This window comes from Mesorhizobium sp. Root554 (assembly GCF_001427025.1).
Lineage (GTDB): Bacteria > Pseudomonadota > Alphaproteobacteria > Rhizobiales > Rhizobiaceae > Mesorhizobium.
In genome coordinates this window covers 2,845,794-2,870,130 of the sequence record NZ_LMGA01000001.1, presented here as the reverse complement: position 1 = coordinate 2,870,130, position 24,337 = coordinate 2,845,794, and the positions used below count along the sequence as shown (strand labels likewise).

The 24,337-nt window shown below is 63.3% G+C and carries 26 protein-coding genes; 19 read left to right on the top strand and 7 right to left on the bottom strand.

Going from position 1 to position 24,337, the window contains the following annotated elements; translation table 11 throughout:
* The first annotated feature begins 79 nt into the window (after positions 1 to 79).
* From leuD to leuB, 5 genes are all read left to right on the top strand, one after another.
* The gene (gene leuD, locus ASD44_RS14025; protein WP_056113123.1) at positions 80 to 685 is read left to right on the top strand and encodes a 3-isopropylmalate dehydratase small subunit; all 606 of its coding nucleotides are present in this window, start codon (positions 80 to 82) and stop codon (positions 683 to 685) included.
* A 42-nt stretch (positions 686 to 727) separates the two neighbouring features.
* The gene (locus ASD44_RS14020; RefSeq protein ID WP_056113120.1) at positions 728 to 1,597 is read left to right on the top strand and encodes a hypothetical protein; all 870 of its coding nucleotides are present in this window, start codon (positions 728 to 730) and stop codon (positions 1,595 to 1,597) included.
* Positions 1,598 to 1,612: 15 nt separating this feature from the next.
* Positions 1,613 to 1,996: a RidA family protein gene (locus ASD44_RS14015; RefSeq protein ID WP_056113117.1), complete on the top strand. Its 384-nt coding sequence runs from the start codon at positions 1,613 to 1,615 to the stop codon at positions 1,994 to 1,996.
* A gap of 79 nt (positions 1,997 to 2,075) precedes the next feature.
* On the top strand, positions 2,076 to 2,426 hold the full coding sequence (locus ASD44_RS14010) for a VOC family protein (protein WP_056116214.1): 351 nt from the start codon (positions 2,076 to 2,078) through the stop codon (positions 2,424 to 2,426).
* 130 nt (positions 2,427 to 2,556) lie between these two features.
* Complete coding sequence (gene leuB, locus ASD44_RS14005) at positions 2,557 to 3,660, top strand: 3-isopropylmalate dehydrogenase (protein WP_056113114.1); 1,104 nt, start codon at positions 2,557 to 2,559, stop codon at positions 3,658 to 3,660.
* Positions 3,661 to 3,668: 8 nt separating this feature from the next.
* On the opposite strand, the gene ASD44_RS14000 is transcribed toward leuB, so the two are convergent.
* Positions 3,669 to 4,406: a DUF805 domain-containing protein gene (locus tag ASD44_RS14000; protein ID WP_056113110.1), complete on the bottom strand. Its 738-nt coding sequence runs from the start codon at positions 4,404 to 4,406 to the stop codon at positions 3,669 to 3,671.
* A gap of 156 nt (positions 4,407 to 4,562) precedes the next feature.
* Here ASD44_RS14000 and ASD44_RS13995 point away from each other — a divergent pair, with 156 nt between their 5' ends.
* The 14 genes from ASD44_RS13995 (at position 4,563) to lpdA (ending at position 19,391) form a co-directional block, all read left to right on the top strand.
* Positions 4,563 to 5,348 carry a ThuA domain-containing protein gene (locus ASD44_RS13995; RefSeq protein WP_056113107.1) on the top strand — a complete coding sequence of 262 codons (786 nt, stop codon included), beginning with the start codon at positions 4,563 to 4,565 and terminating at the stop codon, positions 5,346 to 5,348.
* A 46-nt stretch (positions 5,349 to 5,394) separates the two neighbouring features.
* Positions 5,395 to 6,444 (top strand): Gfo/Idh/MocA family oxidoreductase, encoded by a 1,050-nt coding sequence (locus tag ASD44_RS13990; protein WP_056113105.1) that lies wholly within the window; start codon positions 5,395 to 5,397, stop codon positions 6,442 to 6,444.
* A gap of 59 nt (positions 6,445 to 6,503) precedes the next feature.
* A complete protein-coding gene (locus ASD44_RS18880) occupies positions 6,504 to 6,626 on the top strand; it encodes a hypothetical protein (RefSeq protein ID WP_274533096.1) in 123 nt (40 codons plus the stop codon).
* 111 nt (positions 6,627 to 6,737) lie between these two features.
* Positions 6,738 to 7,772: an aspartate-semialdehyde dehydrogenase gene (locus ASD44_RS13985; protein ID WP_056113103.1), complete on the top strand. Its 1,035-nt coding sequence runs from the start codon at positions 6,738 to 6,740 to the stop codon at positions 7,770 to 7,772.
* Positions 7,773 to 7,897: 125 nt separating this feature from the next.
* On the top strand, positions 7,898 to 8,161 hold the full coding sequence (locus tag ASD44_RS13980; protein WP_056113100.1) for a YMGG-like glycine zipper-containing protein: 264 nt from the start codon (positions 7,898 to 7,900) through the stop codon (positions 8,159 to 8,161).
* Positions 8,162 to 8,566: 405 nt separating this feature from the next.
* The gene (gene mdh, locus ASD44_RS13975; RefSeq protein WP_056113097.1) at positions 8,567 to 9,535 is read left to right on the top strand and encodes a malate dehydrogenase; all 969 of its coding nucleotides are present in this window, start codon (positions 8,567 to 8,569) and stop codon (positions 9,533 to 9,535) included.
* Between the two features lie 13 nt (positions 9,536 to 9,548).
* Positions 9,549 to 10,742 (top strand): ADP-forming succinate--CoA ligase subunit beta, encoded by a 1,194-nt coding sequence (sucC, locus tag ASD44_RS13970; RefSeq protein ID WP_056113094.1) that lies wholly within the window; start codon positions 9,549 to 9,551, stop codon positions 10,740 to 10,742.
* A 24-nt stretch (positions 10,743 to 10,766) separates the two neighbouring features.
* Positions 10,767 to 11,261 carry a DUF1579 family protein gene (locus tag ASD44_RS13965; RefSeq protein ID WP_056113090.1) on the top strand — a complete coding sequence of 165 codons (495 nt, stop codon included), beginning with the start codon at positions 10,767 to 10,769 and terminating at the stop codon, positions 11,259 to 11,261.
* Positions 11,262 to 11,276: 15 nt separating this feature from the next.
* Positions 11,277 to 12,179: a succinate--CoA ligase subunit alpha gene (sucD, locus tag ASD44_RS13960; protein WP_056113087.1), complete on the top strand. Its 903-nt coding sequence runs from the start codon at positions 11,277 to 11,279 to the stop codon at positions 12,177 to 12,179.
* Positions 12,180 to 12,287: 108 nt separating this feature from the next.
* Positions 12,288 to 15,275 carry a 2-oxoglutarate dehydrogenase E1 component gene (locus ASD44_RS13955; protein ID WP_056113084.1) on the top strand — a complete coding sequence of 996 codons (2,988 nt, stop codon included), beginning with the start codon at positions 12,288 to 12,290 and terminating at the stop codon, positions 15,273 to 15,275.
* Positions 15,276 to 15,318: 43 nt separating this feature from the next.
* A complete protein-coding gene (gene odhB, locus ASD44_RS13950) occupies positions 15,319 to 16,650 on the top strand; it encodes a 2-oxoglutarate dehydrogenase complex dihydrolipoyllysine-residue succinyltransferase (protein ID WP_056113081.1) in 1,332 nt (443 codons plus the stop codon).
* Positions 16,651 to 16,738: 88 nt separating this feature from the next.
* Complete coding sequence (locus tag ASD44_RS13945; protein ID WP_056116211.1) at positions 16,739 to 17,206, top strand: hypothetical protein; 468 nt, start codon at positions 16,739 to 16,741, stop codon at positions 17,204 to 17,206.
* Positions 17,203 to 17,955: an SDR family oxidoreductase gene (locus tag ASD44_RS13940; RefSeq protein ID WP_056113078.1), complete on the top strand. Its 753-nt coding sequence runs from the start codon at positions 17,203 to 17,205 to the stop codon at positions 17,953 to 17,955. Before ASD44_RS13945 ends, ASD44_RS13940 begins: the two co-directional genes overlap by 4 nt.
* 32 nt (positions 17,956 to 17,987) lie before the next feature.
* Positions 17,988 to 19,391 carry a dihydrolipoyl dehydrogenase gene (lpdA, locus tag ASD44_RS13935; protein ID WP_056113076.1) on the top strand — a complete coding sequence of 468 codons (1,404 nt, stop codon included), beginning with the start codon at positions 17,988 to 17,990 and terminating at the stop codon, positions 19,389 to 19,391.
* A gap of 73 nt (positions 19,392 to 19,464) precedes the next feature.
* On the opposite strand, the gene ASD44_RS13930 is transcribed toward lpdA, so the two are convergent.
* From ASD44_RS13930 to ASD44_RS18910, 6 genes are all read right to left on the bottom strand, one after another.
* Positions 19,465 to 20,097 (bottom strand): DUF480 domain-containing protein, encoded by a 633-nt coding sequence (locus ASD44_RS13930; RefSeq protein WP_056113073.1) that lies wholly within the window; start codon positions 20,095 to 20,097, stop codon positions 19,465 to 19,467.
* A 63-nt stretch (positions 20,098 to 20,160) separates the two neighbouring features.
* A complete protein-coding gene (locus tag ASD44_RS13925; protein ID WP_056113070.1) occupies positions 20,161 to 20,940 on the bottom strand; it encodes a succinate dehydrogenase iron-sulfur subunit in 780 nt (259 codons plus the stop codon).
* 10 nt (positions 20,941 to 20,950) lie between these two features.
* On the bottom strand, positions 20,951 to 22,786 hold the full coding sequence (sdhA, locus tag ASD44_RS13920; protein WP_056113068.1) for a succinate dehydrogenase flavoprotein subunit: 1,836 nt from the start codon (positions 22,784 to 22,786) through the stop codon (positions 20,951 to 20,953).
* 3 nt (positions 22,787 to 22,789) lie between these two features.
* Positions 22,790 to 23,173, bottom strand: coding sequence for a succinate dehydrogenase, hydrophobic membrane anchor protein (gene sdhD / locus ASD44_RS13915; protein ID WP_056113065.1), 384 nt, complete (start codon positions 23,171 to 23,173; stop codon positions 22,790 to 22,792).
* On the bottom strand, positions 23,170 to 23,592 hold the full coding sequence (gene sdhC / locus ASD44_RS13910) for a succinate dehydrogenase, cytochrome b556 subunit (RefSeq protein ID WP_056113062.1): 423 nt from the start codon (positions 23,590 to 23,592) through the stop codon (positions 23,170 to 23,172). Before sdhC ends, sdhD begins: the two co-directional genes overlap by 4 nt.
* Positions 23,593 to 23,844: 252 nt before the next feature.
* The gene (locus ASD44_RS18910) at positions 23,845 to 24,030 is read right to left on the bottom strand and encodes a hypothetical protein (protein ID WP_320409845.1); all 186 of its coding nucleotides are present in this window, start codon (positions 24,028 to 24,030) and stop codon (positions 23,845 to 23,847) included.
* Between the last annotated feature and the right edge of the window lie 307 nt (positions 24,031 to 24,337).

Sequence of the window (24,337 nt, the reverse complement as noted above, 5' to 3'; positions counted from 1 at the left end):
CCGCCTTTTCTTTGCCCGAGCCTTTGTGTAAACCGACCCCAACAAAAAATCCCCGCAACGTGAAAGACGGGCAATAGCCATGGACAAGTTCACCAAGCTCACCGGCGTCGCCGCGCCCTTGCCGATCATCAATGTCGATACCGACATGATCATCCCCAAGGATTACCTCAAGACGATCAAGCGGACCGGGCTCGGCACGGGGCTTTTCGCCGAGATGCGCTACAATGACGACGGTTCGGAAAATCCCGATTTCGTGCTCAACAAGCCGGCCTACCGCAAGGCGCAGATTCTTGTGGCGGGCGACAATTTCGGCTGCGGCTCGAGCCGCGAGCACGCGCCGTGGGCGCTGCTGGATTTCGGCATTCGCTGTGTCATCTCGACCTCGTTCGCCGACATTTTCTACAACAACTGCTTCAAGAACGGCATCTTGCCGATCACCGTCAGCCCGGAAGATCTGGAAAAGCTGATGGACGACGCCGATCGCGGCTCCAACGCGACGGTTTCGATCGATCTCGAAGCCAAGGAAATCCGCGGTCCGGATGGCGGCGTGGTGCATTTCGACCTCGACGATTTCAAGCGCCATTGCCTGCTCAACGGGTTGGATGATATCGGCCTTACGATGGAGAAGTCGGACGCCATCGCCTCGTTCGAAAAGCGCAACGCCGAAAGCCGGCCCTGGGCCTGAACGGCCCGGGCATCGCGTAGAGCCGGCAACCGGGAGGTGACGATGCGGCCCTTTCTCATCGCAACCACGGCGGCAATGCTGTTCTTGGCGTCCGCAGCCTCATTTGCGCAGACGGCCGCGCCCGATGCGGACGCCGGGGCCAGCGAAAAGCAGGCGCCGATCCCCTTCGAGGGCGGCGAGCTGACGATCGCGCAGCCGGAAGAATATGGCGAGAAGATCCTGTCCTTCGGCGGCAAGGAGCTGGCGCGCGACTATGTCGTCTATTTCGAGAAGGTCGTCGATGTCGCCGGCACCAAGGTGGCGCTGTTCGACGTCGGTCCCGGCGGCAATGCCTGCGGACCGGCCATGCTGCTGGTGTGGAAACCGAAGGATGCCGACATCCGCACTGTTTCGGTCGGGGCCGAGGAATGCGGCGCGCCGCCGGCGGCGGTTTCCGACTACAGCATCAGTTTCGTGCCCTACCTTTTGCCAGGTGAATCGAAGGCTGTGCTGAGCTGGACACCCGACAGCGGGCTGATGACGGCCGGCATGCTAAGCTATGTCCCCGAGCCGAAGACGGACTGGAAGGACATCGACGCATCGAAATTCCAAAACATCATCGACGCCTTCCACAACGAGGCCGTTTATGAAGCGGGCCGCAAGCTGCTGGGCAAGGACCTTACCGAGGTCGTCACCGGGCTGCTGGTCGGCGGCGGCACCGAAAAGATGGCTTCCGGCGCGATCTACGCCAGCGGCTGCACGCCGCATGCCTGCGGTGTCGCCGATTCCTTCATGGCCGTCGATGCCGGCAACAAGGCGCTGTATTTCGCGCATCAGAGCGACAAGGGCGCCCCGCAGGCCTGGCCGGCGGCGGATAAATGGCCGGCCGATCTGCGGCAGGCGATGAAGACCGCGCTGACGCCGCCGAACTGAGCCGGCGAGCAGGCCGTGCGCAAGCTGATCTCCACCGGTTCGCCCTTCGAAAAGACCGCCGGCTATTCGCGCGCCGTGGTGCAGGGCGACTGGTGCTTCGTTTCCGGCACGACTGGCTACGACTACGCCACCATGACGATGCCGGACGAGGTCGAGGCGCAGGCGCGCAATTGCCTGGCGACGATCGAAAAGGCGCTGGCGGAAGGCGGCTTCGAACTCGCGGACGTAGTGCGGGCGCATTACTACATCACCGATGCGGTATTCGTGGATCGGGTGTTTCCGATCCTTGGCGAGGCCTTCGGCGAGATACGCCCTGCCGCGACGATGATCGTCTGCGGGCTGAACAGGCCGGAAATGAAGATCGAGATCGAAGTGACGGCGCTGCGGCGCGGCGCCTGACTGGCTGAAGACCGACCGGAAATGCGTTCGTTGTGTTTGCCTGCGGCAGCGAGGAGTTCTTCTCATGAAGGTCAGCCCGGTGAAGGTCAGGCGCATCGTCGCCAATATCGCGACGGCGGATGTTTCGGCAGCGAAACATTTTTATGGGAATATACTCGGCCTCGATCTTTTGATGGACCATGGCTGGATCGCCACCTACGGTTCGGCCGAGCGCATGAGCGTGCAGGTCAGCTTCGCCTCGGAAGGCGGCAGCGGGACGCCGGTGCCGGACCTTTCCATCGAGGTCGACGATGTCAATGCGGCGCTTGCCGCGATGAAGGAGGCCGGCGTCGCCATCGAATACGGGCCGGTGGAGGAGCCATGGGGCGTGCGGCGCTTCTACGTGCGGGATCCCTTCGGGCGGCTGGTGAATATCCTGCAGCACCGCTAGAGCCGGTTCCCGTTTCGACCTGCAGAACATAACCGATCAGTCGAACGATATGCTTGCGCGGCGGCGCTTCGGCGGTTAGCAAGTTCGCGGCTATTCACACATTCCAGGCGCAGATTTCAGGACAATCATCATGGCATTGAAAAAGCTTCTCCTCCTCGCCGGCGACGGCATCGGCCCCGAGGCCATGGCCGAGGTCAAGAAGCTGATCGCAGCCATGAACGATAAAACCGGCGCCGGTTTCGTCACTGACGAAGGACTGGTAGGCGGTTGCGCCTACGACGCGCATGGCGCGGCGATCTCCGACGCCGATATGGATAAGGCGATGGCTGCCGATGCGGTGCTGTTCGGCGCCGTCGGCGGGCCGAAATGGGACAGCGTGCCCTATGAGGTGCGGCCCGAGGCTGGACTGCTGCGCCTGCGCAAGGACATGGAGCTGTTCGCCAATCTGCGTCCGGCGATCTGCTACCCGGCGCTCGCCGCGTCCTCCTCGCTCAAGCAGGAAGTTGTCGAGGGCCTGGACATTCTGATCGTGCGCGAATTGACCGGCGGCGTCTATTTCGGCGAGCCGAAGCAGATCATCGATCTCGGCAACGGCCAGAAGCGCGGCATCGACACGCAGGTCTACGACACGTTCGAGATCGAACGCATTTCCGGCGTCGCCTTCGAGCTGGCGCGCACCCGTAACAACCACGTCACCTCGATGGAAAAGCGCAACGTCATGAAGTCGGGCGTGCTGTGGAACGAGGTGGTGACCCAGACCCACAAAGCGAAATATTCCGACGTCAAGCTGGACCACATGCTGGCCGACGCCGGCGGCATGCAGCTGGTGCGCTGGCCGAAGCAGTTCGACGTCATCGTCACCGACAATCTGTTCGGCGACATGCTGTCGGATGTGGCGGCGATGCTGACCGGCTCGCTCGGCATGCTGCCGTCGGCTTCGCTCGGCGCGCCGGACGCGAAAACCGGCAAGCGCAAGGCGCTGTACGAGCCGGTGCACGGTTCGGCGCCGGACATCGCCGGCAAGGGCATCGCCAATCCGATCGCGATGATCGCCTCCTTCGCCATGTGCCTGCGCTATTCCTTCGCCATGGTGGCCGAGGCCGACCAACTGGAGGCGGCGATCGCCGCCGTGCTGGACGATGGCCTGCGGACCAAGGACATCATGTCGGCCGGCATGAAGGAAGTCGGCACGACAGAGATGGGCGACGCGATCCTGGCAAAATTCCTGGGGTAGGTGTCCCGTTAGTAGACAGCCTCTTCATCCGGCGGCGTCGTTGGCGTAGGCGTGACGCCTTCCGGGATCGGTCCCCAGCGGTTTTCGCGCTTTTGCGTCGGCACCAGCGCGAAGACCAGCATGACCAGCCAGCCGAGCGGGATCACCACGACGAGAACCAGCCAGCCCGACAGGCCGATATCGTGCAGGCGGCGCGCCATCAGCGCGATGCCGGGAAAGAAGGTTGCCACCGTGAAGGTGCCGACGATGCCGAACGTGGCGATTGGCAAGTCCTGTCCGCTGTCTAGGCTGCCGGTTGACACATCGAGCAGCAGCCCGGCGATCAGCAGCACGGTGAATCCAATCAGCCAGAACAGCGCGTACCCCCAATATTCCTTGCGGCGGGCGCGACCGGCGAAATTCACATAATTGGTGGTGAGCGCGCGCCAGAAATATCCCGGCAGGCTGGCCGAGGACTGCCGTTCATCCTCCATCGCCAGGCGGCCGAAATGCGCCGCGGACTGCGCCCCTGCCGGCTGAGTAGCCGCCTCTTCGTGCCGATCCGGGGTGGAGGCGCCGATCTGGGCGCGGAGGATGAGAATGTCGCGCGCGCGCCCGCCATTCGGCTGGAATTCGACGAGCGTGCCCTGCCCGACCGTGGCCTCGCGGCGTAAATCCTCACGCGTAAAGGTATAACGCTCGCCATCGTCGGCATGGACGAAGCCAAAACCCTGGCTTTCATCGTAGTAAAGCACTTCGCCGCGCATTGCTGCCTCCGGGGTTTGCCGGTTGAGATTGTGCAAAGTCCGGCCGATCCGCAAGAGGCTGGACACGAATGCCGGATCGTTGAGCCAGGCCCTTGCGGTGAACGCCCGATGTTGTATTTGAAACGATCCAATTTGCGAATTCGCAGGAGATGCATCATGCCGATCAAGACACTGGTCTGGGGCGAAAACGTGCATGAACAGGAGAACCCGGTCGTCGCCGGCCTCTATCCCGAGGGTATGCATGCCACCATCGCTTCGGCGCTGAACGAGGATGCCGGCATCGCGGCGACAACGGCGGTGCTGCAGGACGCCGAACATGGGCTGACTGAAGAGCGGTTGGCCAAGACCGATGTGCTCGTCTGGTGGGGCCATGCGGCGCACGGCAAGGTCGAGGACGCCATCGTCGAGCGGGTGCAGAAGCGCGTCTGGGAAGGGATGGGGCTGATCGTGCTGCATTCCGGCCATTTCTCGAAAATCTTCAAGCGGCTGATGGGCACCGCCTGCTCGCTGAAATGGCGCGAGGCGGGCGAGCGCGAGCGCATCTGGGTCGTCAACCGCAGTCATCGCATCGCACAGGGGCTGGGCGAATGCATCGAGTTGCCCAACACCGAAATGTATGGCGAGCCTTTCGCCGTGCCGGAGCCGCTGGAGACGGTGTTCATCTCCTGGTTCGAGGGTGGCGAGGTGTTCCGCTCCGGCCTGACCTACCAGCGCGGCGCCGGAAAAATCTTCTATTTCCGTCCCGGCCACGAGACCTATCCGATCTATCACAATACCGAGGTGCGGCAGGTGCTGCGCAACGCCGTGCACTGGGCCCACAATCCCGCGCCGGCGTGGACGGCGATCGCCGACGCGCCGAACGTCCCGGTTGCGGCGGCGAAGGAAAAGCTGGTGCAGAAGGGACCCCGGCTGCATCGGGACGGCGAGGAAGGTCTCCGCTAAAAATCTTCGTCGCGCTCTGACGCATCCTCGAAAAGGTTCTGAAATCATGCATCGGCTTCTGCTTCTCGGCACCGGCGGCATTGCCGGCCAGCACATGACCGAATTCGGCCTGCTGGAAGATTGCCGCATCGTCGCTTGCGCCGATGCCATACCGGGTCGGGCGCAAGCCTTCGCCGAGCAGAACGAGATTGGCCATGCTTTCGAGGGTCTTGAGACGGCGCTGCAATGGGGCGCGTTCGATGCCGCCATCAACGCCACGCCGGATGGCGTGCACAAGGCGACGACGCTGGCGCTGCTGGCGGCGGGCAAGCATGTTTTCTGCGAAAAGCCGCTGGCGCCGACCTATGCCGAGGCGCTGGAAATGACCGAAGCTGCGGAGCAGGCCGGCCTTATCAACATGGTCAATCTGACCTACCGCAATTCCCCTGCCCTGCAGATGGCGCGGCAGATGGTGGAGGCCGGCGAGATCGGTGAACTGCGCCATGTCGAGGCGAGCTACCGGCAGAGCTGGCTGGTGTCGAAGGCATGGGGCGACTGGCGCAGCCTGGACACCTGGCTGTGGCGGCTGTCGACCAGCCATGGCTCGACCGGCGTGCTTGGCGATGTCGGCATCCATATTCTCGACTTCGCCACCTTCGGCGCCGGTCAGGACATCGTCTCGCTTCATGCCGATCTCGCCACCTTCCCGAAGGCCGAGGGCGACCGAATCGGCGCCTACACGCTGGACGCCAATGACAGCGTGGCGATGACCGTGCGGTTCTCATCCGGCGCGCTCGGCACCGTGCTGGCGACGCGCTACGCCACGGGCCATCTCAACGAACTGACGCTCAAGCTGCATGGCACGCGCGGCGCGCTGCTGGTCGAGACCGATGGCAAGCAGTCCTTGCTCAAGGGCTGCTTCGGCGAAGACATCGACAGGGCGCAATGGCGCGCGATCGAACTGCTGGCGGTGAAGCGCAACGCCCGCCGTTTCGTCGATGCGCTGGCCAGCGGCGTGAACGGCGAGCCTTCATTCCACCGCGCAGCCGACATGCAGAAACTGATCGACGCAGCGTTCGAAAGCAGCGCGACCGGACGGGCGGCCATCACAGGCTGAAGCGCTGATTGACTCTTCTTCCAAACAGCGTAAAAGCCCGCCTCGAACAGGAACACACCATGCGCGGCCTCATCCTGGCGCTTTTCGCATTCGACTTCCCCGGCCATCATATGGCCGGAGAAGCAGCCCCGCGCCGTTCCACCAAAACCACGGCCAAAAAAACGACCGCCACCACGGTCTGATCTCCCTTGGCTGCACCGCCCTCTCCCGGGTCTAGCCGGAGGGGGACGGAACCCGCACCGGCCGGCGGGTTTCTCCAAGCCAACAAGCGGAGAGCGACAGGAGACATTCTTATGGGATTCAAGGTTGCGGTCGTCGGCGCCACGGGCAATGTGGGCCGGGAAATGCTCAACATACTGGAGGAACGCGGGTTCCCGGTCGACGAGGTCGTGGCGCTGGCGTCGCGCCGCAGCCAGGGGACGGAAGTGTCGTTCGGCGACAAGACGCTGAAGGTGCGCACGCTCGACCAGTATGATTTTTCCGACACGGACCTCTGCATCATGTCGGCAGGCGGCAACGTCTCGAAGGAATGGTCGCCGAAGATCGGCAAGCAAGGCTGCGTCGTCATCGATAATTCGTCGGCCTTCCGCTACGACCAGGACGTGCCGTTGATCGTGCCGGAAGTGAACCCGGACGCGATCTCGCTGTTCACGCGCAAGAACATCATCGCCAATCCCAACTGCTCGACCGCGCAGCTCGTCGTGGCGCTGAAGCCGCTGCACGATGCGGCCACAATCAAGCGCATCGTCGTCGCCACCTACCAGTCGGTTTCCGGCGCCGGCAAGGAAGGCATGGACGAACTCTTCACGCAGACCCGCGCCGTTTTCGTCGCCGATTCGGTTGACGTGAAGAAGTTCACCAAGCGCATCGCCTTCAACGTCATTCCGCATATCGACGTGTTCATGGAGGACGGCACCACCAAGGAAGAGTGGAAGATGGTGGCGGAAACCAAGAAGATGCTCGACCCCAAGATCAAGCTGACTGCGACCTGCGTGCGCGTGCCGGTGTTCATCGGCCATTCGGAAGCGGTCAATGTCGAGTTCGAGAAGCCGATCACCGCCGACGAAGCGCGTGAGATCCTGCGCGAGGCGCCGGGCTGCCTGGTCATCGACAAGCGCGAGGACGGCGGCTACATCACGCCGATCGAGAGCGCCGGCGAAGACGCCACCTACATCTCGCGCATCCGCGAGGATTCGACCGTCGATAACGGCCTCAATCTTTGGATCGTATCGGACAATCTGCGCAAGGGTGCGGCGTTGAACGCGGTGCAGATCGCCGAGCTTCTGGTCGAGCGCGGGCTGATCCAGCCGAAGAAGCAGGCGGCTTGAATTAGCCCTCCCGCTGTCAGGCTGAAAACAGCGACTTTGCCTGTTGTCGAACAGCGATGGATCGAATCCGCGACTGCCGCGTTATGGGCCCGGTAGGGGCAATACCGGTTTCGAGAGGAAAACTTATGAAGAAATTGATCGTGCTAGCGGCGCTGCTTATTCCGCTCGCCGCCTGCTCCCAGACTGAGCAGGGTGCCGCCGTTGGCGGCCTCGGCGGTGCAGCCATCGGCGCGGCCGTATCCGGCAACCCGCTAGAGGGAGCCATCATCGGTGGCGCCGTCGGCACCGTTGCCGGCGCGCTGGTCGGCCATGCCAGCGAACGCGGCCAGTGCCGTTATCGCGACCGTTATGGCCGCGTCTACACCTCCCGTTGCCCGCGCGGTTACTAAAAAGCGCTGGCTAAGGGAACGGGCCGGCTGTCGGCTGGTCCTGAAAACGCGACGCTTGAACGGCGCGCGGCGAGCAATCGCCGTGCGCCGTTTGTCATTGGTCACGATGCAGCGCAATGTGATTGCTGTTTGTCGCCGCGGACGCCACATTGTCATCGGCTTTTAACGTTCTTCTGGGTGAACAGGTCCAGCTCGCCTCCATGCGCCGATCTTGCTTCGTATATTTTGACGTTTACGTAAGACAAAACGTTTCTAACCGATTGAAATTATTAGGCTTGAAATAATCGTTTGAATTTTCAGCGCTCCGGGGCTATTGGGTGCGGCGAAAATTCGCGGTTTCCGTCCTCCTCGGCCCCTCTCCGACGCCGCCCGGCGTCGCCCAATGCAAAGGGAATTGATCCTCACATGGCACGCAACAAGATAGCGCTCATAGGCTCGGGCATGATCGGCGGCACGCTCGCCCATTTGATCGGACTGAAGGATCTCGGCGACGTCATTCTGTTCGATATCGCGGAAGGCACGCCGCAGGGCAAGGGTCTCGATATCGCCCAATCGTCGCCGGTCGACGGCTTCGACTCGCGGTTGACCGGCGTCAACGACTATGCCGGCATCGAGGGCGCTGATGTCTGCATCGTCACCGCCGGCGTGCCGCGCAAGCCCGGCATGAGCCGCGACGACCTCATCGGCATCAATTTGAAAGTGATGGAGCAGGTCGGCGCGGGCATCAAGAAGTATGCGCCCAACGCCTTCGTCATCTGCATCACCAACCCGCTCGACGCGATGGTGTGGGCGCTGCAGAAGTTCTCCGGCCTGCCGAAGAGCCATGTCGTCGGCATGGCCGGCGTGCTGGACTCGGCCCGCTTCCGCTATTTCCTCGCCGACGAGTTCAAGGTCTCGGTCGAGGATGTCAGCGCCATGACGCTGGGCGGCCACGGCGACGACATGGTGCCGATGGTACGCTATTCGACGGTCGCGGGCATTCCGCTGCCTGACCTGATCAAGATGGGCTGGACGACCAAGGAGAAACTTGACGCCATCGTCGAGCGGACCCGCAAGGGCGGTGGCGAGATCGTCGGCCTGCTCAAGACCGGATCGGCCTATTACGCACCCGCCGCTTCGGCGATTGCCATGGCGGAAAGCTATCTCAAGGACAAGAAGCGCGTTCTGCCCTGCGCGGCGCACCTGACCGGCCAGTACGGCGTCAAGGACATGTATGTCGGCGTGCCGGTGGTGATCGGCGCCGGCGGCGTCGAGCGTGTCATCGAGATCGATTTCAACAAGGCTGAGCAGCAGATGTTCGACAAGTCGGTGGCGGCGGTGAAGGGGCTTTGCGAAGCCTGTGTCGGGATCGCCCCGCAACTCGGCAAGAAGTGATCCGGAGGCAGCCATGAACATCCACGAATATCAGGCCAAGCAGGTTCTAAAGGGGTTCGGCGCGCCGGTTGCGGAAGGCGTGCCCGTGTTCAAGGCAAGCGAGGCGGAAGCGGCGGCGAAGAAGCTGCCCGGCCCGCTCTATGTGGTGAAGAGCCAGATCCATGCCGGCGGCCGCGGCAAGGGCAAGTTCAAGGAACTTTCCGCCGACGCCAAGGGCGGCGTACGGCTGGCGAAGTCGGCCGAGGAAGTGGTCGCCAACGTCAACGAGATGCTCGGCAACACGCTGGTGACGAAGCAGACCGGCCCGGCCGGCAAGCAGGTCAACCGCCTCTATATCGAGGACGGTGCCGATATCGAGCGCGAGCTGTATCTGTCGCTGCTGGTCGACCGCACTGTCGGACAGGTTGCCTTCGTCGTTTCGACCGAGGGTGGCATGGACATCGAAGGCGTGGCGCATGACACGCCGGAAAAAATCATCACGCTCGCCATCGACCCGGAAAAGGGCGTGACGCCGGACGATGTGAAGAAGATCAACGCCGCCTATGAGCTCGATGGCGATGCGGCGAAGGACGGCGAAAAGCTGTTCCCGATCCTCTACAAGGCCTTCGTCGAGAAGGACATGAGCCTGCTCGAGGTCAACCCGCTGATCGTGATGAAGAACGGCAGGCTGCGCGTGCTCGACGCCAAAATGTCGTTCGACAACAACGCGCTGTTCCGCCACCCGGACATGGTGGAACTGCGCGACACGACCGAAGAGGACGAGAAGGAGATCGAGGCGTCGAAATACGACCTCGCCTATGTCGCGCTCGACGGCAATATCGGCTGCATGGTCAATGGCGCGGGCCTCGCCATGGCGACGATGGACATCATCAAGCTCTACGGCGCCGAGCCGGCGAACTTCCTCGACGTCGGCGGTGGCGCCACGAAGGAAAAGGTCACGGCGGCGTTCAAGATCATCACCAGGGACCCGGCCGTCAAAGGCATCCTGGTCAATATCTTCGGCGGCATCATGAAGTGCGACATCATCGCCGAGGGCGTCATCGCCGCGGTGAAGGAAGTCGGGCTGCAGGTGCCGCTGGTGGTGCGGCTGGAAGGCACCAATGTCGAGCTCGGCAAGAAGATCATCAACGAAAGCGGCCTGAACGTCATTTCAGCCGACGATCTCGACGATGCGGCCAAGAAGATCGTCGCGGCGGTGGGCAAGTAAGCCGGCTGACGGAGCGAGAGACACATGAACGCGGCGCCTTCCTTTGCCCTCTCCGACGGTCACCAGCGCCTGCAGGCGCTGGTCGGCGCGTGGCGTGGCGTGGAAGAAATGTCGGCGACGCAATGGGCGCCGGCGGGCACGGCGAGCGCCGAGGCGGTTGGGGAAGCCGAGTTCGGCGGCCTGTTCGTCACCCAGCGTTACCGTCAGATGCGCGACGGCAGGGAAAGCTTCGCCGCGCGCAATGTCTTCGGTTTCGACCAGGCGGACGGGCTGACCAAGATGTACGCGTTCGATTCGATGGGCTTTGTCCCGGCTTCCCCAGCCAGCGGATCGTGGGACGGCGCTAGATTGGTCCTGGAGCGCTCGTCGCCGCGTGGCGCGGCGCGCATCACCTATATTCTCGAAAGCCAGGATAGCTACCGTACCGAACTGCGATTTCGGCCGGCGGGCTCGGAAACCTGGCAAGACATGGCGAAGGGCGCTTTCAGCCGCGTTTCGTCTTCATCGATCACCCTCTGAGCAAGAAGGTAAGGCATGTCCATTCTCGTCGACAAGAACACGAAAATCCTGGTGCAGGGGCTGACCGGCAAGACCGGCACGTTCCACACGGAACAGGCGCTGGCCTATCACGGCACCAAGATGGTCGGTGGCATCCATCCCAAGAAGGGCGGCGAGACCTGGGAAGGGGCGAAAGGCGAGAAACTGCCGATCTTCGCCACCGTCGCCGAAGGCAAGGAAGCGACCGGCGCCACCGCCTCGGTCGTCTATGTGCCGCCGGCGGGCGCGGCTGAAGCGATCATCGAGGCAATCGACGCCGAAATCCCCTTCATCGTCTGCATCACCGAAGGCATCCCGGTGATGGACATGGTGCGGGTCAAGGCGCGGCTCGACCGGTCGAAATCGCGGCTGCTCGGGCCGAACTGCCCGGGCATCATGACGCCGGACGAATGCAAGATCGGCATCATGCCGGGTTCGATCTTCAAGAAGGGTTCGGTTGGCGTTGTTTCGCGCTCGGGAACGCTTACCTATGAAGCAGTCTTCCAGACCACCAATGTCGGCCTCGGCCAGACCACCGCTGTCGGCATCGGCGGCGACCCGGTCAAGGGCACGGAGTTCATCGATATTTTGGAAATGTTCCTCGCCGACGACGAGACAAAGTCGATCATCATGATCGGCGAGATCGGCGGCTCGGCCGAGGAAGACGCCGCGCAGTTCCTCCGGGACGAAGCCAGGCGCGGCCGTTCGAAGCCGATGGCAGGCTTCATCGCAGGGCGCACGGCGCCTGCCGGCCGCACCATGGGTCATGCCGGCGCGGTGATCTCGGGCGGCAAGGGTGGCGCGGAAGACAAGATCGCGGCGATGGAAGCCGCGGGCATCAAGGTTTCGCCCTCGCCGGCGCGTCTTGGCACAACGCTGGTGGAAGCGATAAAGGGCTAGACAGTGAGCAATCGGCAATAGGCAGTCGGGGCCGCGTTATCGACTGCCGACTGCCGAAGACCGACTGCCTCGGAACAAGGAGACGGAGCAAGGCTCCGCAGACATAAAATGGCACGACAAGATCAGGCCAACGACCAGTTTTCCCTCACTTCCTTCCTTTATGGCGGCAATGCCGACTACATCGACGCGCTCTATGCCGCCTATGAGGAGGATCCACAGTCGGTCGATCCGCAGTGGCAGGAGTTCTTCGCCGGGCTGAAGGACGATTCCAACGACGTCCAGAGGAACGCCAAGGGCGCCTCTTGGGAACGCCCGTCCTGGCCGCTCGTCGCCAATGGCGAACTGGTTTCGGCGCTCGACGGCAATTGGGGCCTGGTCGAAAAGGTCATCGACAGGAAGGTCAAGGACAAGGCGGTTGCCAATGGCGCGACCATGTCCGACGCCGACGTCCACCAAGCGACGCGCGATTCGGTGCGCGCCATCATGATGATCCGCGCCTATCGCATGCGCGGGCACCTGCACGCCAATCTCGATCCGCTCGGCATCGCCAAGCCGCTCGAGGACTATAACGAGTTGTCGCCGGAGAATTACGGCTTCACCGAAGCCGATTACGACCGCCCGATCTTCCTCGACAATGTGCTGGGGCTGGAATTCGGCACCGTCCGGCAGATGCTGGAAATCCTCACCCGCACCTATTGCTCGACGCTGGGCGTCGAGTTCATGCATATTTCCGATCCCGAAGAGAAGGCCTGGATCCAGTCGCGTATCGAAGGCGCCGACAAGGAGATCATCTTCACGGCGGAGGGCAAGAAGGCGATCCTGTCGAAGCTGATCGAGGCCGAGGGGTTCGAGCAGTTCATCGACGTCAAGTACAAGGGCACCAAGCGTTTCGGCCTCGACGGCGGCGAATCGCTGATCCCGGCGCTGGAACAGATCCTGAAGCGGGGCGGTTCGCTCGGCTTGCAGGAAGTCGTGCTCGGCATGGCGCATCGCGGCCGGCTCAACGTGCTGACCAATGTGATGTCGAAGCCGCACCGGGCGGTCTTCCACGAATTCAAGGGCGGCTCCTACGCTCCCGACGACGTCGAAGGCTCGGGCGACGTCAAGTACCATCTCGGCGCCTCGTCGGATCGTGAGTTCGACGGCAACAAGGTGCATCTTTCGCTGACGGCAAACCCCTCGCATCTGGAAATCGTCAATCCCGTGGTGATGGGCAAGGCGCGCGCCAAGCAGGATTATCTGTTCGGGCGCTCGCGCGGCGAACTGGTGCCGCTGGAAGAGCGCGCCAAGGTCATGCCGCTTTTGCTGCATGGCGACGCCGCCTTTGCGGGCCAGGGCGTGATCGCCGAAATCTTCGGCCTGTCGGGGCTGCGCGGCCATCGCGTCGCTGGAACGCTGCATTTCATCATCAACAACCAGATCGGATTCACCACTGATCCGCGTTTCTCGCGTTCGTCGCCCTATCCCTCCGACGTCGCCAAAATGGTGGAAGCGCCAATCCTGCACGCCAATGGCGACGACCCGGAAGCCGTGGTCTACGCCGCCAAGATCGCGACCGAATTCCGCATGAAGTTCCACAAGCCGGTCGTGGTGGACATGTTCTGCTACCGCCGCTTCGGCCACAATGAGGGCGACGAGCCTGCCTTCACGCAGCCCCTCATGTACCGCAACATTCGCTCGCACAAGACGACGGTGCAGCTTTATGCCGACCGGCTCATCTCGGAAGGGCTCCTCACCCAGGATGAGTTCGACAAGATGAAGGCCGACTGGCGCGCGCATCTGGAGAGCGAGTGGGAGGTCGGCCAGTCCTACAAGCCCAACAAGGCCGACTGGCTGGACGGCGCATGGACTGGCCTGCGGAGCGCCGACAATCAGGACGAGCAGCGCCGCGGCAAGACCGCCGTGCCGGTCAAGACGCTGAAGGAAATCGGCAAGAAGCTGACCGAGGTGCCGAAGGACTTCGAGGTCCACAAGACCATCGGCCGCTTTCTCGACAATCGCCGCCAGGCGATCGAGTCGGGCGAAGGCATCGACTGGTCGACCGCCGAGGCGCTGGCTTTCGGCGCCATCCTCCTCGACGGCAATCCGGTCCGTCTTTCGGGCCAGGATTCGGAGCGCGGAACCTTCTCGCAGCGCCATTCGGTGCTGTACGACCAGAAGGACGAAACGCGCTACATTCCGTTGAACAATCTCTCGGCCGCGCAAGCCGGCTACGAGGTCATCAACTCGATGCTGTCGGAAGAGGCCGTGCTCGGCTTCGAATATGGCTATTCGCTCGCTGAACCCAAGGCGCTGACGCTGTGGGAAGCCCAGTTCGGCGATTTCGCCAATGGCGCGCAGGTGGTGTTCGACCAGTTCATCTCGTCGGGCGAGCGTAAGTGGCTGCGCATGTCGGGCCTCGTCTGCCTGTTGCCGCATGGCTATGAAGGACAGGGGCCGGAGCATTCGTCGGCGCGGCTGGAGCGTTTCCTGCAGCTTTGCGCCGAGGACAACATGCAGGTCGCGTACTGCACGACGCCGGCTAACTATTTCCACATACTGCGTCGGCAGCTGAAGCGCGACTTCCGCAAGCCGCTGATCCTGATGACGCCGAAATCGTTGCTGCGCCACAAGCGGGCGGTATCGACGCTTCCCGAAATGTCGGGCGAAAGCGCCTTCCACCGGCTGCTGTGGGATGATGCGCAGATGCTGCCCGATCAGGCGATCAAGCTCACCAAGGATTCGAAGATCCGCCGCGTCGTGCTGTGCACGGGCAAGGTCTATTACGATCTTTACGAGGAGCGCGAGAAGCGGGGCATCAACGACATCTATCTGCTGCGCGTCGAACAGCTCTATCCGTTCCCGGCCAAGGCGCTGATCACCGAACTGTCTCGGTTCCGCAATGCCGAGATGGTGTGGTGCCAGGAAGAGCCGAAGAACATGGGCGCCTGGGCGTTCATCGACCCCTATCTCGAATGGGTGCTCGCCCATATCGACGCCAAGCATCAACGGGTGCGGTATACAGGCCGTCCTGCAGCCGCATCGCCGGCGACCGGCCTGATGTCGAAGCATCTCGCCCAACTCGCCGCCTTCCTCGAAGACGCGCTGGGCGGCTGACCTGACCCACGGCTGATAGACCTCGAATCAACGGAAGCAACCAATGGCCACCGAAATCAAAGTCCCGACGCTGGGCGAATCCGTCACCGAAGCGACCGTCGGCAAATGGTTCAAGAAGGCGGGCGAAAGCGTCGCGGCCGACGAGCCGTTGGTCGAGCTGGAAACCGACAAGGTGACGATCGAAGTGCCATCGCCGGCTGCCGGGATGCTGTCCGACATCATCGTCCAGGAAGGCGAAACCGTCGGCGTCGGCGCGGTGCTTGGCGCGATCTCCGCTGGTAGCGACAAGGCGTCGGAAAAGCCGGCTGCCAAACCGGCTGAAAAGACCTCGGAAAAGACCGGCGAAGCGCCTACGCCCAAGCAGGAAACGGCAGTCGCACAAGCGTCGGCCCCGACTGCCGCTTCGACCACCAAGGAGGCCGCTGCCCAGCAGGCCAAGATCGCCGGCGAAAGCCCCGTCGAGCCGCGCGACACCCCGCCGGCGCCGTCCGCCGCCAAGCTGCTTGCCGAGAACAATCTCTCGGCAGACCAGGTCTCTGGTTCGGGCAAGCGCGGCCAGGTGCTGAAGGGCGACGTGCTCGATGCGATCTCCAAGGGCGCGCCGTCGCAGCCGGCCGAAACGCCGAAGATTTCCACTCCTCCCGCGGCGCGGACGCCGACTTCGGAAGAGGATGCGGGCCGCGAGGAGCGGGTGCGCATGACCAAGCTGCGCCAGACGATTGCGCGCCGGCTGAAGGAAGCGCAGGCAACCGCCGCCATGCTGACCACCTTCAACGAGGTGGACATGAAGGCGGTGATGGATCTGCGCGCCAAATACAAGGACGTGTTCGAGAAGAAGCATGGCGTGAAGCTCGGCTTCATGGGTTTCTTCACCAAGGCCGTTACCCATGCGCTGAAGGAAATCCCGTCGGTCAATGCCGAGATCGACGCGACCGACATCATCTTCAAGAACTATGCCCATATCGGCGTGGCCGTCGGCACCGAGAAGGGCCTGGTGGTTCCGGTCGTCCGCAATGCCGACCAGATGTCGATCGCCGAGATCGAGAAGGAAATCGGAAGGCTTGGCGTGGCTGCCCGCGACGGCAAGCTGTCGGTCGCCGACATGCAGGGCGGCACCTTCACGATTTCGAATGGCGGCGTCTACGGCTCGCTCATGTCGACGCCGATCCTCAACGCGCCGCAGTCGGGCATTCTCGGCATGCACAAGATCCAGGACCGGCCGGTCGTTGTCGGCGGCCAGATCGTGATCCGGCCGATGATGTATCTGGCGCTTTCCTACGACCACCGCATCGTCGACGGCAAGGAAGCCGTCACCTTCCTGGTGCGGGTCAAGGAAAGCCTGGAAGATCCCGAACGGCTGGTGCTGGATCTGTAAGCACAGTGGAATGGGTTCGCTCGGAGCATCAGTTGCCAAAGCCGGACTGTTGCCTGGCCACAGCGGGTGGCTGATCAGGGCCGCGGTGATGGCCGTCTCGGTCCTTTCGACGGCGCAAGCGGCCCTTGCCGGCTGCCCGGTCGAACTCGCCGTGTATGGTGATCGCGACGATGCAGCCGGAATCGATTTCCGGCCAGCGACGGAGTCGGCAACGGTGACCAACGCCTTCAGGATGAATCTCGAAAATGGCGTCCAGCTCGACGGCATGGTGATGTGGAGCGAAGACGTCGAGCGGCCCTATGGGGCTCTGATGTACAAGTGTCCGGACGGCGACGTGACGGGCGCCGAACTGCAAGCCTGCACATTATGGCAAGGCGTCATCTATGCAGCGGACGAGACCGGCGTGGTCAGCCTGCTGCCGAAGAAGGGCGATGCGCCGAAGACGCTGATCTTTCCCGACCTCGGCCCTTCGCTGCGCCACTCCTCCGCCTACGGCGCGCAAGGCTTTTCGAAACTACCGTGGGACGTCTTCGCGTTGAAGGGGTGCCAGGAATGAACGCGCCGAAAACGCTGCTGGTGACCGGCGGCTCGCGCGGCATCGGCGCGGCGATCGTGCGCATGGCGGCGGCGCGCGGCTGGCTTGTCGCCTTCAGCTATGTCGCGAACCGCGAAGCGGCCGACAGTCTGTCGCGGGAGCTCGAGGAGACAGGCGCGAAAGCCTTGGCGGTGCAGGCCGATGTCGGCAGCGAGGCCGACGTCATGCGGCTGTTCGAAACCGTCGATGCCCATTTCGGCTCGCTGGATGGGCTGGTCAACAATGCCGGCGTTGTCGACCAGAAGGCGCGGATCGACGAGATGTCGGGCGAACGGCTGGAGCGGATGTTCCGCATCAACGTCATCGGTTCGATCCTGTGCGCACGCGAAGCGGTGAAGCGCATGTCGAGCCGGCATGGCGGTCGGGGCGGCGCCATCGTTAATCTGTCTTCCGCAGCCGCCAGGCTCGGCAGCAGCGGCGAATATGTCGATTATGCCGCGTCCAAGGGGGCCATAGACACATTTACCGTGGGGCTTGCCCGGGAAGTCGCGACCGAGGGTGTTCGCGTCAATGCGGTGCGGCCGGGCATGATCGACACCGAAATCCACGCCTCCGGCGGCCAGCCGGACAGGATCGAAAGGATGCGTGCGCTGATCCCGATGAAGCGGGAAGGCCGCGCCGATGAAATCGCCGCGGCCGTACTATGGCTGCTTTCTGACGAAGCTTCCTATACGACAGGCGCGCTGCTCGACGTCAGCGGCGGGCGCTAAGGTCGTGGACCGGACCAAGAAGGGAAAATGAAATGGCTTACGATGTTGTGGTGATCGGTTCCGGCCCCGGCGGCTATGTGTGCGCGATCAAGGCGGCTCAGCTTGGCCTCAAGGTGGCCGTGGTGGAAAAGCGCGAGACCTTCGGCGGCACCTGCCTCAACATCGGCTGCATTCCGTCCAAGGCATTGCTGCACGCGTCGGAAATGTTCGCCGAGGCTGGCCATTCCTTCGACACGCTGGGCGTCGAGGTGACGCCGAAGCTGAACTTGAAGAAGATGATGGCTCACAAGGACGCTACTGTCGCCTCGAATGTCGGGGGCGTCGCCTTCCTGTTCAAGAAGAACAAGATCGATGCCTTCCGTGGCACCGGCAAGGTTGTTTCCGCCGGCAAGGTTTCGGTGACCGGCGAGGACGGCAAGAGCCAGGAGATCGAGGCGAAGAACATCGTCATCGCCACCGGATCGGATGTCGCCGGCATTCCCGGCGTCAAGGTCGATATCGACGAGAAGACCATCGTCTCGTCCACCGGCGCGCTGTCGCTGGACAAGGTGCCGGGTCATCTGGTCGTGGTCGGCGGCGGCGTCATCGGGCTTGAGCTCGGCTCTGTCTGGGCGCGGCTCGGCGCCAAGGTGACGGTGGTGGAGTTCCTCGACACGATCCTCGGCGGCATGGACGGCGAAGTATCGAAGCAGTTCCAGCGGCTGCTCGCCAAGCAGGACTTCGACTTCAAGCTCGGCGCCAAGGTCACCGGCGTCGCCAAGGCGAAGAAGGGTGCGAGCGTCACCTTCGAGCCGGTTAAGGGCGGCGAGACCGAGACGATCGATGCCGATGTGGTGCTGATCGCCACAGGCCGGCGCGCCTATACGGACGGGCTCGGGCTGAAGGAAGCCGGCGTCGAGGTCGATGAGCGCGGCCGGGTCAAGACCGACGGCCATCTGAAGTCCAATGTGCCCGGCATCTGGGCGATCGGCGACGCCATCGCCGGGCCGATGCTGGCGCACAAGGCGGAGGACGAGGGCGTCGCGGTGGCGGAAACCATCGCCGGGCAGGCCGGGCATGTGAACTACGAGGTGATCCCGAGCGTCGTCTACACCAGCCCGGAGATTGCTTCAGTCGGCAAGACCGAGGAGGAGTTGAAGAAGGCGGGCATCGAGTACAAGGCCGGCAAGTTCCCGTTCACGGCCAATGGCCGGGCGCGCGCCATGCTGCACACGGACGGTTTCGTCAAAATCCTGGCCGACAAGACGACCGACAAGGTTCTGGGCGTTCACGTCGTCGGCTTCGGCGCCGGCGAGATGATCCACGAGGCGGCGGTGCTGATGGAGTTTGGTGGTTCGTCGGAAGATCTGGCCCGCACCTGCCATGCGCACCCGACCATGTCGGAAGCGGTTAAGGAAGCGGCTCTGGCGACGTTCTTCAAGCCGATTCATATCTGAGAGGGCCACGGCTCGAAGACCTGGCCTGTGAAGTGAATTTTCACACTGCTCGATTCGGGACCGTAACGATGCGCTACGCGCGTGTGAGGGCCTCGATCAACGCACGCAGTTCCGCCACCTCGGCTTCCAGCGCCGCGACGCGGGATTCGAGACCTGAGTTCGCAACTGGCGAGGCCTTGAAAGGCTCAATCGCGGCTGCCGCTTCGACCGGGCCGGCGAGCAGATGGGCGAAGCGCTCCTCGCGCTGGCCGGGCGCGCGGCCGATATCCTGCACCAGCGGCGGCCGGCGGCCGATAAGCATGTCGAGTTCGCCGCGCACCGCATCGGCATCGGCGAACTGCGCCAGCCGTTCGCTGCGCGCCAACAGTTCATGCACCGTCTGCGGCCCACGCAGCAGAAGCAGGCCGACAAGGGCGGTCTGGCCACGCGTCAGCGAGAATTTCTGCGCCATCTGATGCTCGTAGCGTTCGACGCGCGAGGCGAAGACCTGCCGCACCAGTCCCTTTGATTGCAGCGTGCCGAGCGCCCGGTTGATGTCCGCCATGTCGAGCGCCATGACCGGCTCGCGCGCTGTCTTCTGATTCGCGGCGGCGACCAGCGCGTTCGACGTCATCGGATAGACGTCCGGTGTCAGCTCCTTCTTCTCGATCAGGCAGCCGAGGATGCGCGCTTCGGCCGGAGAGAGGTGAGGGAGGTCTTCGGTCATAGTTTGCTGCTCTCAGGCTCGCGGCGCGCTAGCCGCGGCGCCTAAATACCAGACGATCGCGGCCTAAACCCGCCGTTCCACCATCATCTTCTTGATCTCGGCGATCGCCTTGGCCGGGTTCAGGCCTTTGGGGCAGGTCTGCGCGCAGTTCATGATGGTGTGGCAGCGATAGAGCCGGAACGGGTCTTCGAGATTGTCGAGCCGCTCGCCGGTCGCCTCGTCGCGCGAATCGATCAGCCAGCGATAGGCCTGCAGCAGCGTCGCCGGGCCGAGATAGCGGTCGCCGTTCCACCAGTAACTCGGGCAGGAGGTGGAGCAGCAGGCGCACAGGATGCACTCGTAGAGCCCGTCCAGCTTCTGCCGGTCCTCATGGCTCTGCAGCCATTCCTTGGCCGGCTCGGGCGAAACCGTCTTCAGCCATGGCTCGATGGAGCGGTGCTGGGCGTAGAAATTGGTGAGGTCGGGCACCAGGTCCTTGACCACCGGCATGTGCGGCAGCGGATAGACCTTCACGGCGCCGGAAATGTCGTCGCAGCCCTTGGTGCAGGCGAGCGTGTTGGACCCGTCGATGTTCATGGCGCAGGAACCGCAGATGCCCTCGCGGCAGGAACGGCGAAGCGTCAGCGTCGGATCGATCTTGTTCTTGATCCAGAGCAGGGCGTCGAGGACCATCGGCCCGCAATCGTCCATGTCGACGAAATAGGTGTCGATGCTGGGGTTCTCGTCGTCGTCCGGCGACCAGCGATAGATGCGGTATTCGCGCAGATTGGTCGCGCCGTCCGGCTTCGGCCAGGTCTTGCCCTGCCTGATCTGCGAGTTCTTGGGAAGGGTCAGTTCGACCATGGTGCGATCCTCAATAAACCCGCGCCTTGGGCGCGATCTTCTTCGGGTCGATGCCGCCTTCGGACTGCGGCAGCACGGTTTCGGTGTGGACCGGGCGATAACCCAGCGTCACCTTGCCATCGGCAGAAAGCCAGGCCAGCGTGTGCTTGCGCCAGTTGACGTCGTCGCGGTCGGGATAATCCTCGCGCGCCTGGGCGCCGCGGCTCTCCTTGCGGGCTTCGGCGCCGTAGACGGTGGTAATCGCGTTGGCCATCAAATTCTCCAGCTCCAGCGTCTCGACCAGATCGGAATTCCAGATCATCGAGCGGTCATAGACCTTGATGTCCTTCAACTCGCTCCAGATCTCCGAAATGCGCTTGCAGCCATTCTGCAGCGATTCCTCAGTACGGAACACCGCGGCATCCTCCTGCATGGTGCGCTGCATCTTGTCGCGCAGCACCGCGGTGGGGATCGGGCCGTTGGCGTGACGAAGTCTGTCGAAACGGTCCATGATCGCATCGACAGACGCCTGATTGGGCGAGGGAATCGCCGACTTGCGGTCCACCACCTGGCCGGCGCGGATGGCGGCGGCGCGGCCGAAGACGACAAGGTCGATGAGCGAGTTGGAGCCGAGCCGGTTGGCGCCGTGAACGGAAGCGCAGCCTGCCTCGCCAACAGCCATCAGGCCGGGCGAGATACGGTCGGGTTCACCGGCGGTCGGGTTCAGCACCTCGCCCCAGAAGTTGGTCGGCACGCCGCCCATATTGTAGTGAACCGTCGGCGAGACCGGGATCGGCTCCTTGGTCAGATCGACGCCGGCGAAGATCTTGGCCGATTCGGAAATGCCGGGCAGGCGTTCGTGCAGCACGGCCGGGTCGAGATGGTCAAGGTGCAGGTAGATGTGGTCCTTGAGCTTGCCGACGCCGCGGCCCTCGCGGATTTCCAGCGTCATGCAGCGCGAGACGACGTCGCGCGAAGCGAGGTCCTTGGCCGAGGGCGCATAACGCTCCATGAAGCGTTCGCCTTCTGAATTGACCAGATAGCCGCCTTCGCCGCGAGCGCCCTCGGTGATGAGACAGCCGGCGCCGTAGATGCCGGTCGGGTGGAACTGGACGAACTCCATGTCCTGCAGGGGCAGTCCCGCGCGGGCCGCCATGCCGCCGCCATCGCCGGTGCAGGTGTGGGCGGAGGTGGCTGTGAAGTAGGCGCGGCCGTAGCCTCCGGTCGCCAGCACCACCGTCTTGGCGGAAAAGCGGTGGATGGTGCCGTCATCGAGGTTCCAGGCGACGACGCCGGTGCAGGTGCCGTCGGGCTCCATGATCAGGTCGAGGGCGAAGTACTCGATGAAGAACTGGGCGTTGTTCTTCAGCGACTGGCCGTAAAGCGTATGCAGGATGGCGTGGCCTGTGCGGTCGGCCGCGGCGCAGGTGCGCTGCACCGGCGGGCCGTCGCCGAACTGGGTCATGTGGCCGCCGAACGGACGCTGGTAGATCTTTCCTTCCTCGGTGCGCGAGAAGGGCACGCCATAGTGCTCGAGCTCGTAGACAGCGGCCGGCGCCTCGCGCACGAGGTACTCCATGGCGTCGACGTCGCCCAGCCAGTCGGAACCCTTCACGGTGTCGTAAAGGTGCCACTGCCAGTTGTCGGGGCCCATATTGGCGAGCGAGGCGGCGATGCCGCCCTGCGCCGCGACGGTGTGCGAACGGGTCGGGAAGACCTTGGTGATGCAGGCCGTGCGCAGACCCTGTTCGGCCATGCCGAGGGTGGCGCGCAGGCCGGCGCCGCCGGCGCCGACGACGACGACATCGAATTTATGGTCGACATAGGTATAGGCGGAATTGCCGGCCGTTTTCGTTTCAGTTGCCAAGGCTCAGCCTCCGAATGCGAGCTTGAGCAGGGCGAAGATGGAGACGACGCCGACCGCTACCGTGAAGAAGGTGTTGAGCACCATCAGGGCAAGCTTGCTGCCTTCATGGTGCGTGTAGTCCTCGATGATTTCCTTCATGCCGAGGCGCATGTGGTCGAGGCCGATGACGAGGAACAACGCCACCACCAGCGTCACCAGCGGCTGCGCCAGCGAGGCGCGCACTTCGGCGAAGCCGGCGCCGCGCAGCGAGACGATCCAGCCGACGACGAAGAAGGACAAGGGAAGAAGCGCGATGGAGGACAGGCGCTGACGCCAGAAATGGCCGGTGCCTTCCCTAGCGGAGCCCAGTCCGCGGACGCGGTTGAGAGGGGTTCGAAAGTCGTTCATGTGGCGCTCCCGACGAAGAAATAGAGCGCCCACAGCGCCAGGGTCAGCACCACCGAAGCGATGACGGTCAGCCAGGCAAGACGTGAAGCGGTATGTTTTTCCAGACCGATACCGGTATCCCAGATCAGGTGGCGGACGCCGCCGAGCAGATGCTGGAAAATCGCCCAGGTGTAGCCGAACAGAACCAGCCGGCCGAACCAGGAGCCCACGATGCCGTCAATGAAGGAGAATTGCTGTTCGGAGGTCGCCGCAGCCAGCAGCCACCATGCAACCAGCAGCGTGCCGACATAGAGCGCGCCGCCGGTGATGCGGTGAACGATCGACACCGTCATGGTGATCGGCCAGCGATAGACCGTCAGGTGCGGTGAAAGCGGCCTCTCACGGCGGATCGGCGCTTGGGTGGCTGGTGATTGGCTCATGGCTCCCCCAGAATCGACGCCCATGAATGCAACTCGGAAACCGGCACGACCATTCCGGTTGCGACTTCGGACAGCGCGTTTCTAGAACTCTTTTTGCACTGCGTCAAAGCCGGAAAACCGTTTTGGAAAAGTCATTTAGTCTGAGAAATCCCGCATGCGGCGCTTCAAACGATTGAAGCCGGTGAGGGTATCCTTGCCGACCGGTTTCAGGCCCGGGCTGGCCCATCGGAAAGTGTCACTTCCACCAAAAAATCAGCGCTTGCAAGCCATGGGAGACGAGCCGCCCTTCATGACCAGCGCCTCGCTGCCGTCGATGACGATAGCGTCGTGCTCAAACCCGAAACGGCTGTTCTGATTGGAGGGCGAGGCGGGCAGTTCCTCGCTCATGCCATCCGACCCGACGAGGCGCACAGACCCGCCGAGGTTTTCGACCGTCATTCTGCCGCCATCGGCGCAAGTGTAGGTCGCAACGCGCGGCTGCGCCGGATCGGTTTCGACGTGAGCCGCTGGCAGCGCTGCTGACGGGCCCGGACCGGAAGCGCCGGCTTGTGGCGTCCCGGGCTGGGAAACACAGGCTGAAACAGCAACGAGCGGGAGGACGGCAAGTATCGTCCGATGGAATTGGCATGACGCCATTTTCTATTCTCCTGCCGCAGAACTTAGCTGGTCCTGGCGGACAAACGCAAGAAAATGGCTGGCTCGGCTGACCGAAACTACGGCGTTAACCATGTTTGCTGAAGGCAGG

Excerpts from the sequence above, each read along its gene's own strand:
- leuD (WP_056113123.1), top strand. The coding sequence starts at position 80 with ATGGACAAGTTCACCAAGCTCACCGGCGTCGCCGCGCCCTTGCCGATC.
- ASD44_RS14020 (WP_056113120.1), top strand. The coding sequence starts at position 728 with ATGCGGCCCTTTCTCATCGCAACCACGGCGGCAATGCTGTTCTTGGCG.
- leuB (WP_056113114.1), top strand. The coding sequence starts at position 2,557 with ATGGCATTGAAAAAGCTTCTCCTCCTCGCCGGCGACGGCATCGGCCCC.
- ASD44_RS14000 (WP_056113110.1), bottom strand. The coding sequence starts at position 4,406 with ATGCGCGGCGAAGTGCTTTACTACGATGAAAGCCAGGGTTTTGGCTTC.
- ASD44_RS13995 (WP_056113107.1), top strand. The coding sequence starts at position 4,563 with ATGCCGATCAAGACACTGGTCTGGGGCGAAAACGTGCATGAACAGGAG.
- ASD44_RS13990 (WP_056113105.1), top strand. The coding sequence starts at position 5,395 with ATGCATCGGCTTCTGCTTCTCGGCACCGGCGGCATTGCCGGCCAGCAC.
- ASD44_RS18880 (WP_274533096.1), top strand. The coding sequence starts at position 6,504 with ATGCGCGGCCTCATCCTGGCGCTTTTCGCATTCGACTTCCCCGGCCAT.
- ASD44_RS13985 (WP_056113103.1), top strand. The coding sequence starts at position 6,738 with ATGGGATTCAAGGTTGCGGTCGTCGGCGCCACGGGCAATGTGGGCCGG.
- ASD44_RS13980 (WP_056113100.1), top strand. The coding sequence starts at position 7,898 with ATGAAGAAATTGATCGTGCTAGCGGCGCTGCTTATTCCGCTCGCCGCC.
- mdh (WP_056113097.1), top strand. The coding sequence starts at position 8,567 with ATGGCACGCAACAAGATAGCGCTCATAGGCTCGGGCATGATCGGCGGC.
- sucC (WP_056113094.1), top strand. The coding sequence starts at position 9,549 with ATGAACATCCACGAATATCAGGCCAAGCAGGTTCTAAAGGGGTTCGGC.
- ASD44_RS13965 (WP_056113090.1), top strand. The coding sequence starts at position 10,767 with ATGAACGCGGCGCCTTCCTTTGCCCTCTCCGACGGTCACCAGCGCCTG.
- sucD (WP_056113087.1), top strand. The coding sequence starts at position 11,277 with ATGTCCATTCTCGTCGACAAGAACACGAAAATCCTGGTGCAGGGGCTG.
- ASD44_RS13955 (WP_056113084.1), top strand. The coding sequence starts at position 12,288 with ATGGCACGACAAGATCAGGCCAACGACCAGTTTTCCCTCACTTCCTTC.
- odhB (WP_056113081.1), top strand. The coding sequence starts at position 15,319 with ATGGCCACCGAAATCAAAGTCCCGACGCTGGGCGAATCCGTCACCGAA.
- ASD44_RS13945 (WP_056116211.1), top strand. The coding sequence starts at position 16,739 with ATGGCCGTCTCGGTCCTTTCGACGGCGCAAGCGGCCCTTGCCGGCTGC.
- ASD44_RS13940 (WP_056113078.1), top strand. The coding sequence starts at position 17,203 with ATGAACGCGCCGAAAACGCTGCTGGTGACCGGCGGCTCGCGCGGCATC.
- lpdA (WP_056113076.1), top strand. The coding sequence starts at position 17,988 with ATGGCTTACGATGTTGTGGTGATCGGTTCCGGCCCCGGCGGCTATGTG.
- ASD44_RS13930 (WP_056113073.1), bottom strand. The coding sequence starts at position 20,097 with ATGACCGAAGACCTCCCTCACCTCTCTCCGGCCGAAGCGCGCATCCTC.
- ASD44_RS13925 (WP_056113070.1), bottom strand. The coding sequence starts at position 20,940 with ATGGTCGAACTGACCCTTCCCAAGAACTCGCAGATCAGGCAGGGCAAG.
- sdhD (WP_056113065.1), bottom strand. The coding sequence starts at position 23,173 with ATGAACGACTTTCGAACCCCTCTCAACCGCGTCCGCGGACTGGGCTCC.
- sdhC (WP_056113062.1), bottom strand. The coding sequence starts at position 23,592 with ATGAGCCAATCACCAGCCACCCAAGCGCCGATCCGCCGTGAGAGGCCG.
- ASD44_RS18910 (WP_320409845.1), bottom strand. The coding sequence starts at position 24,030 with ATGACGGTCGAAAACCTCGGCGGGTCTGTGCGCCTCGTCGGGTCGGAT.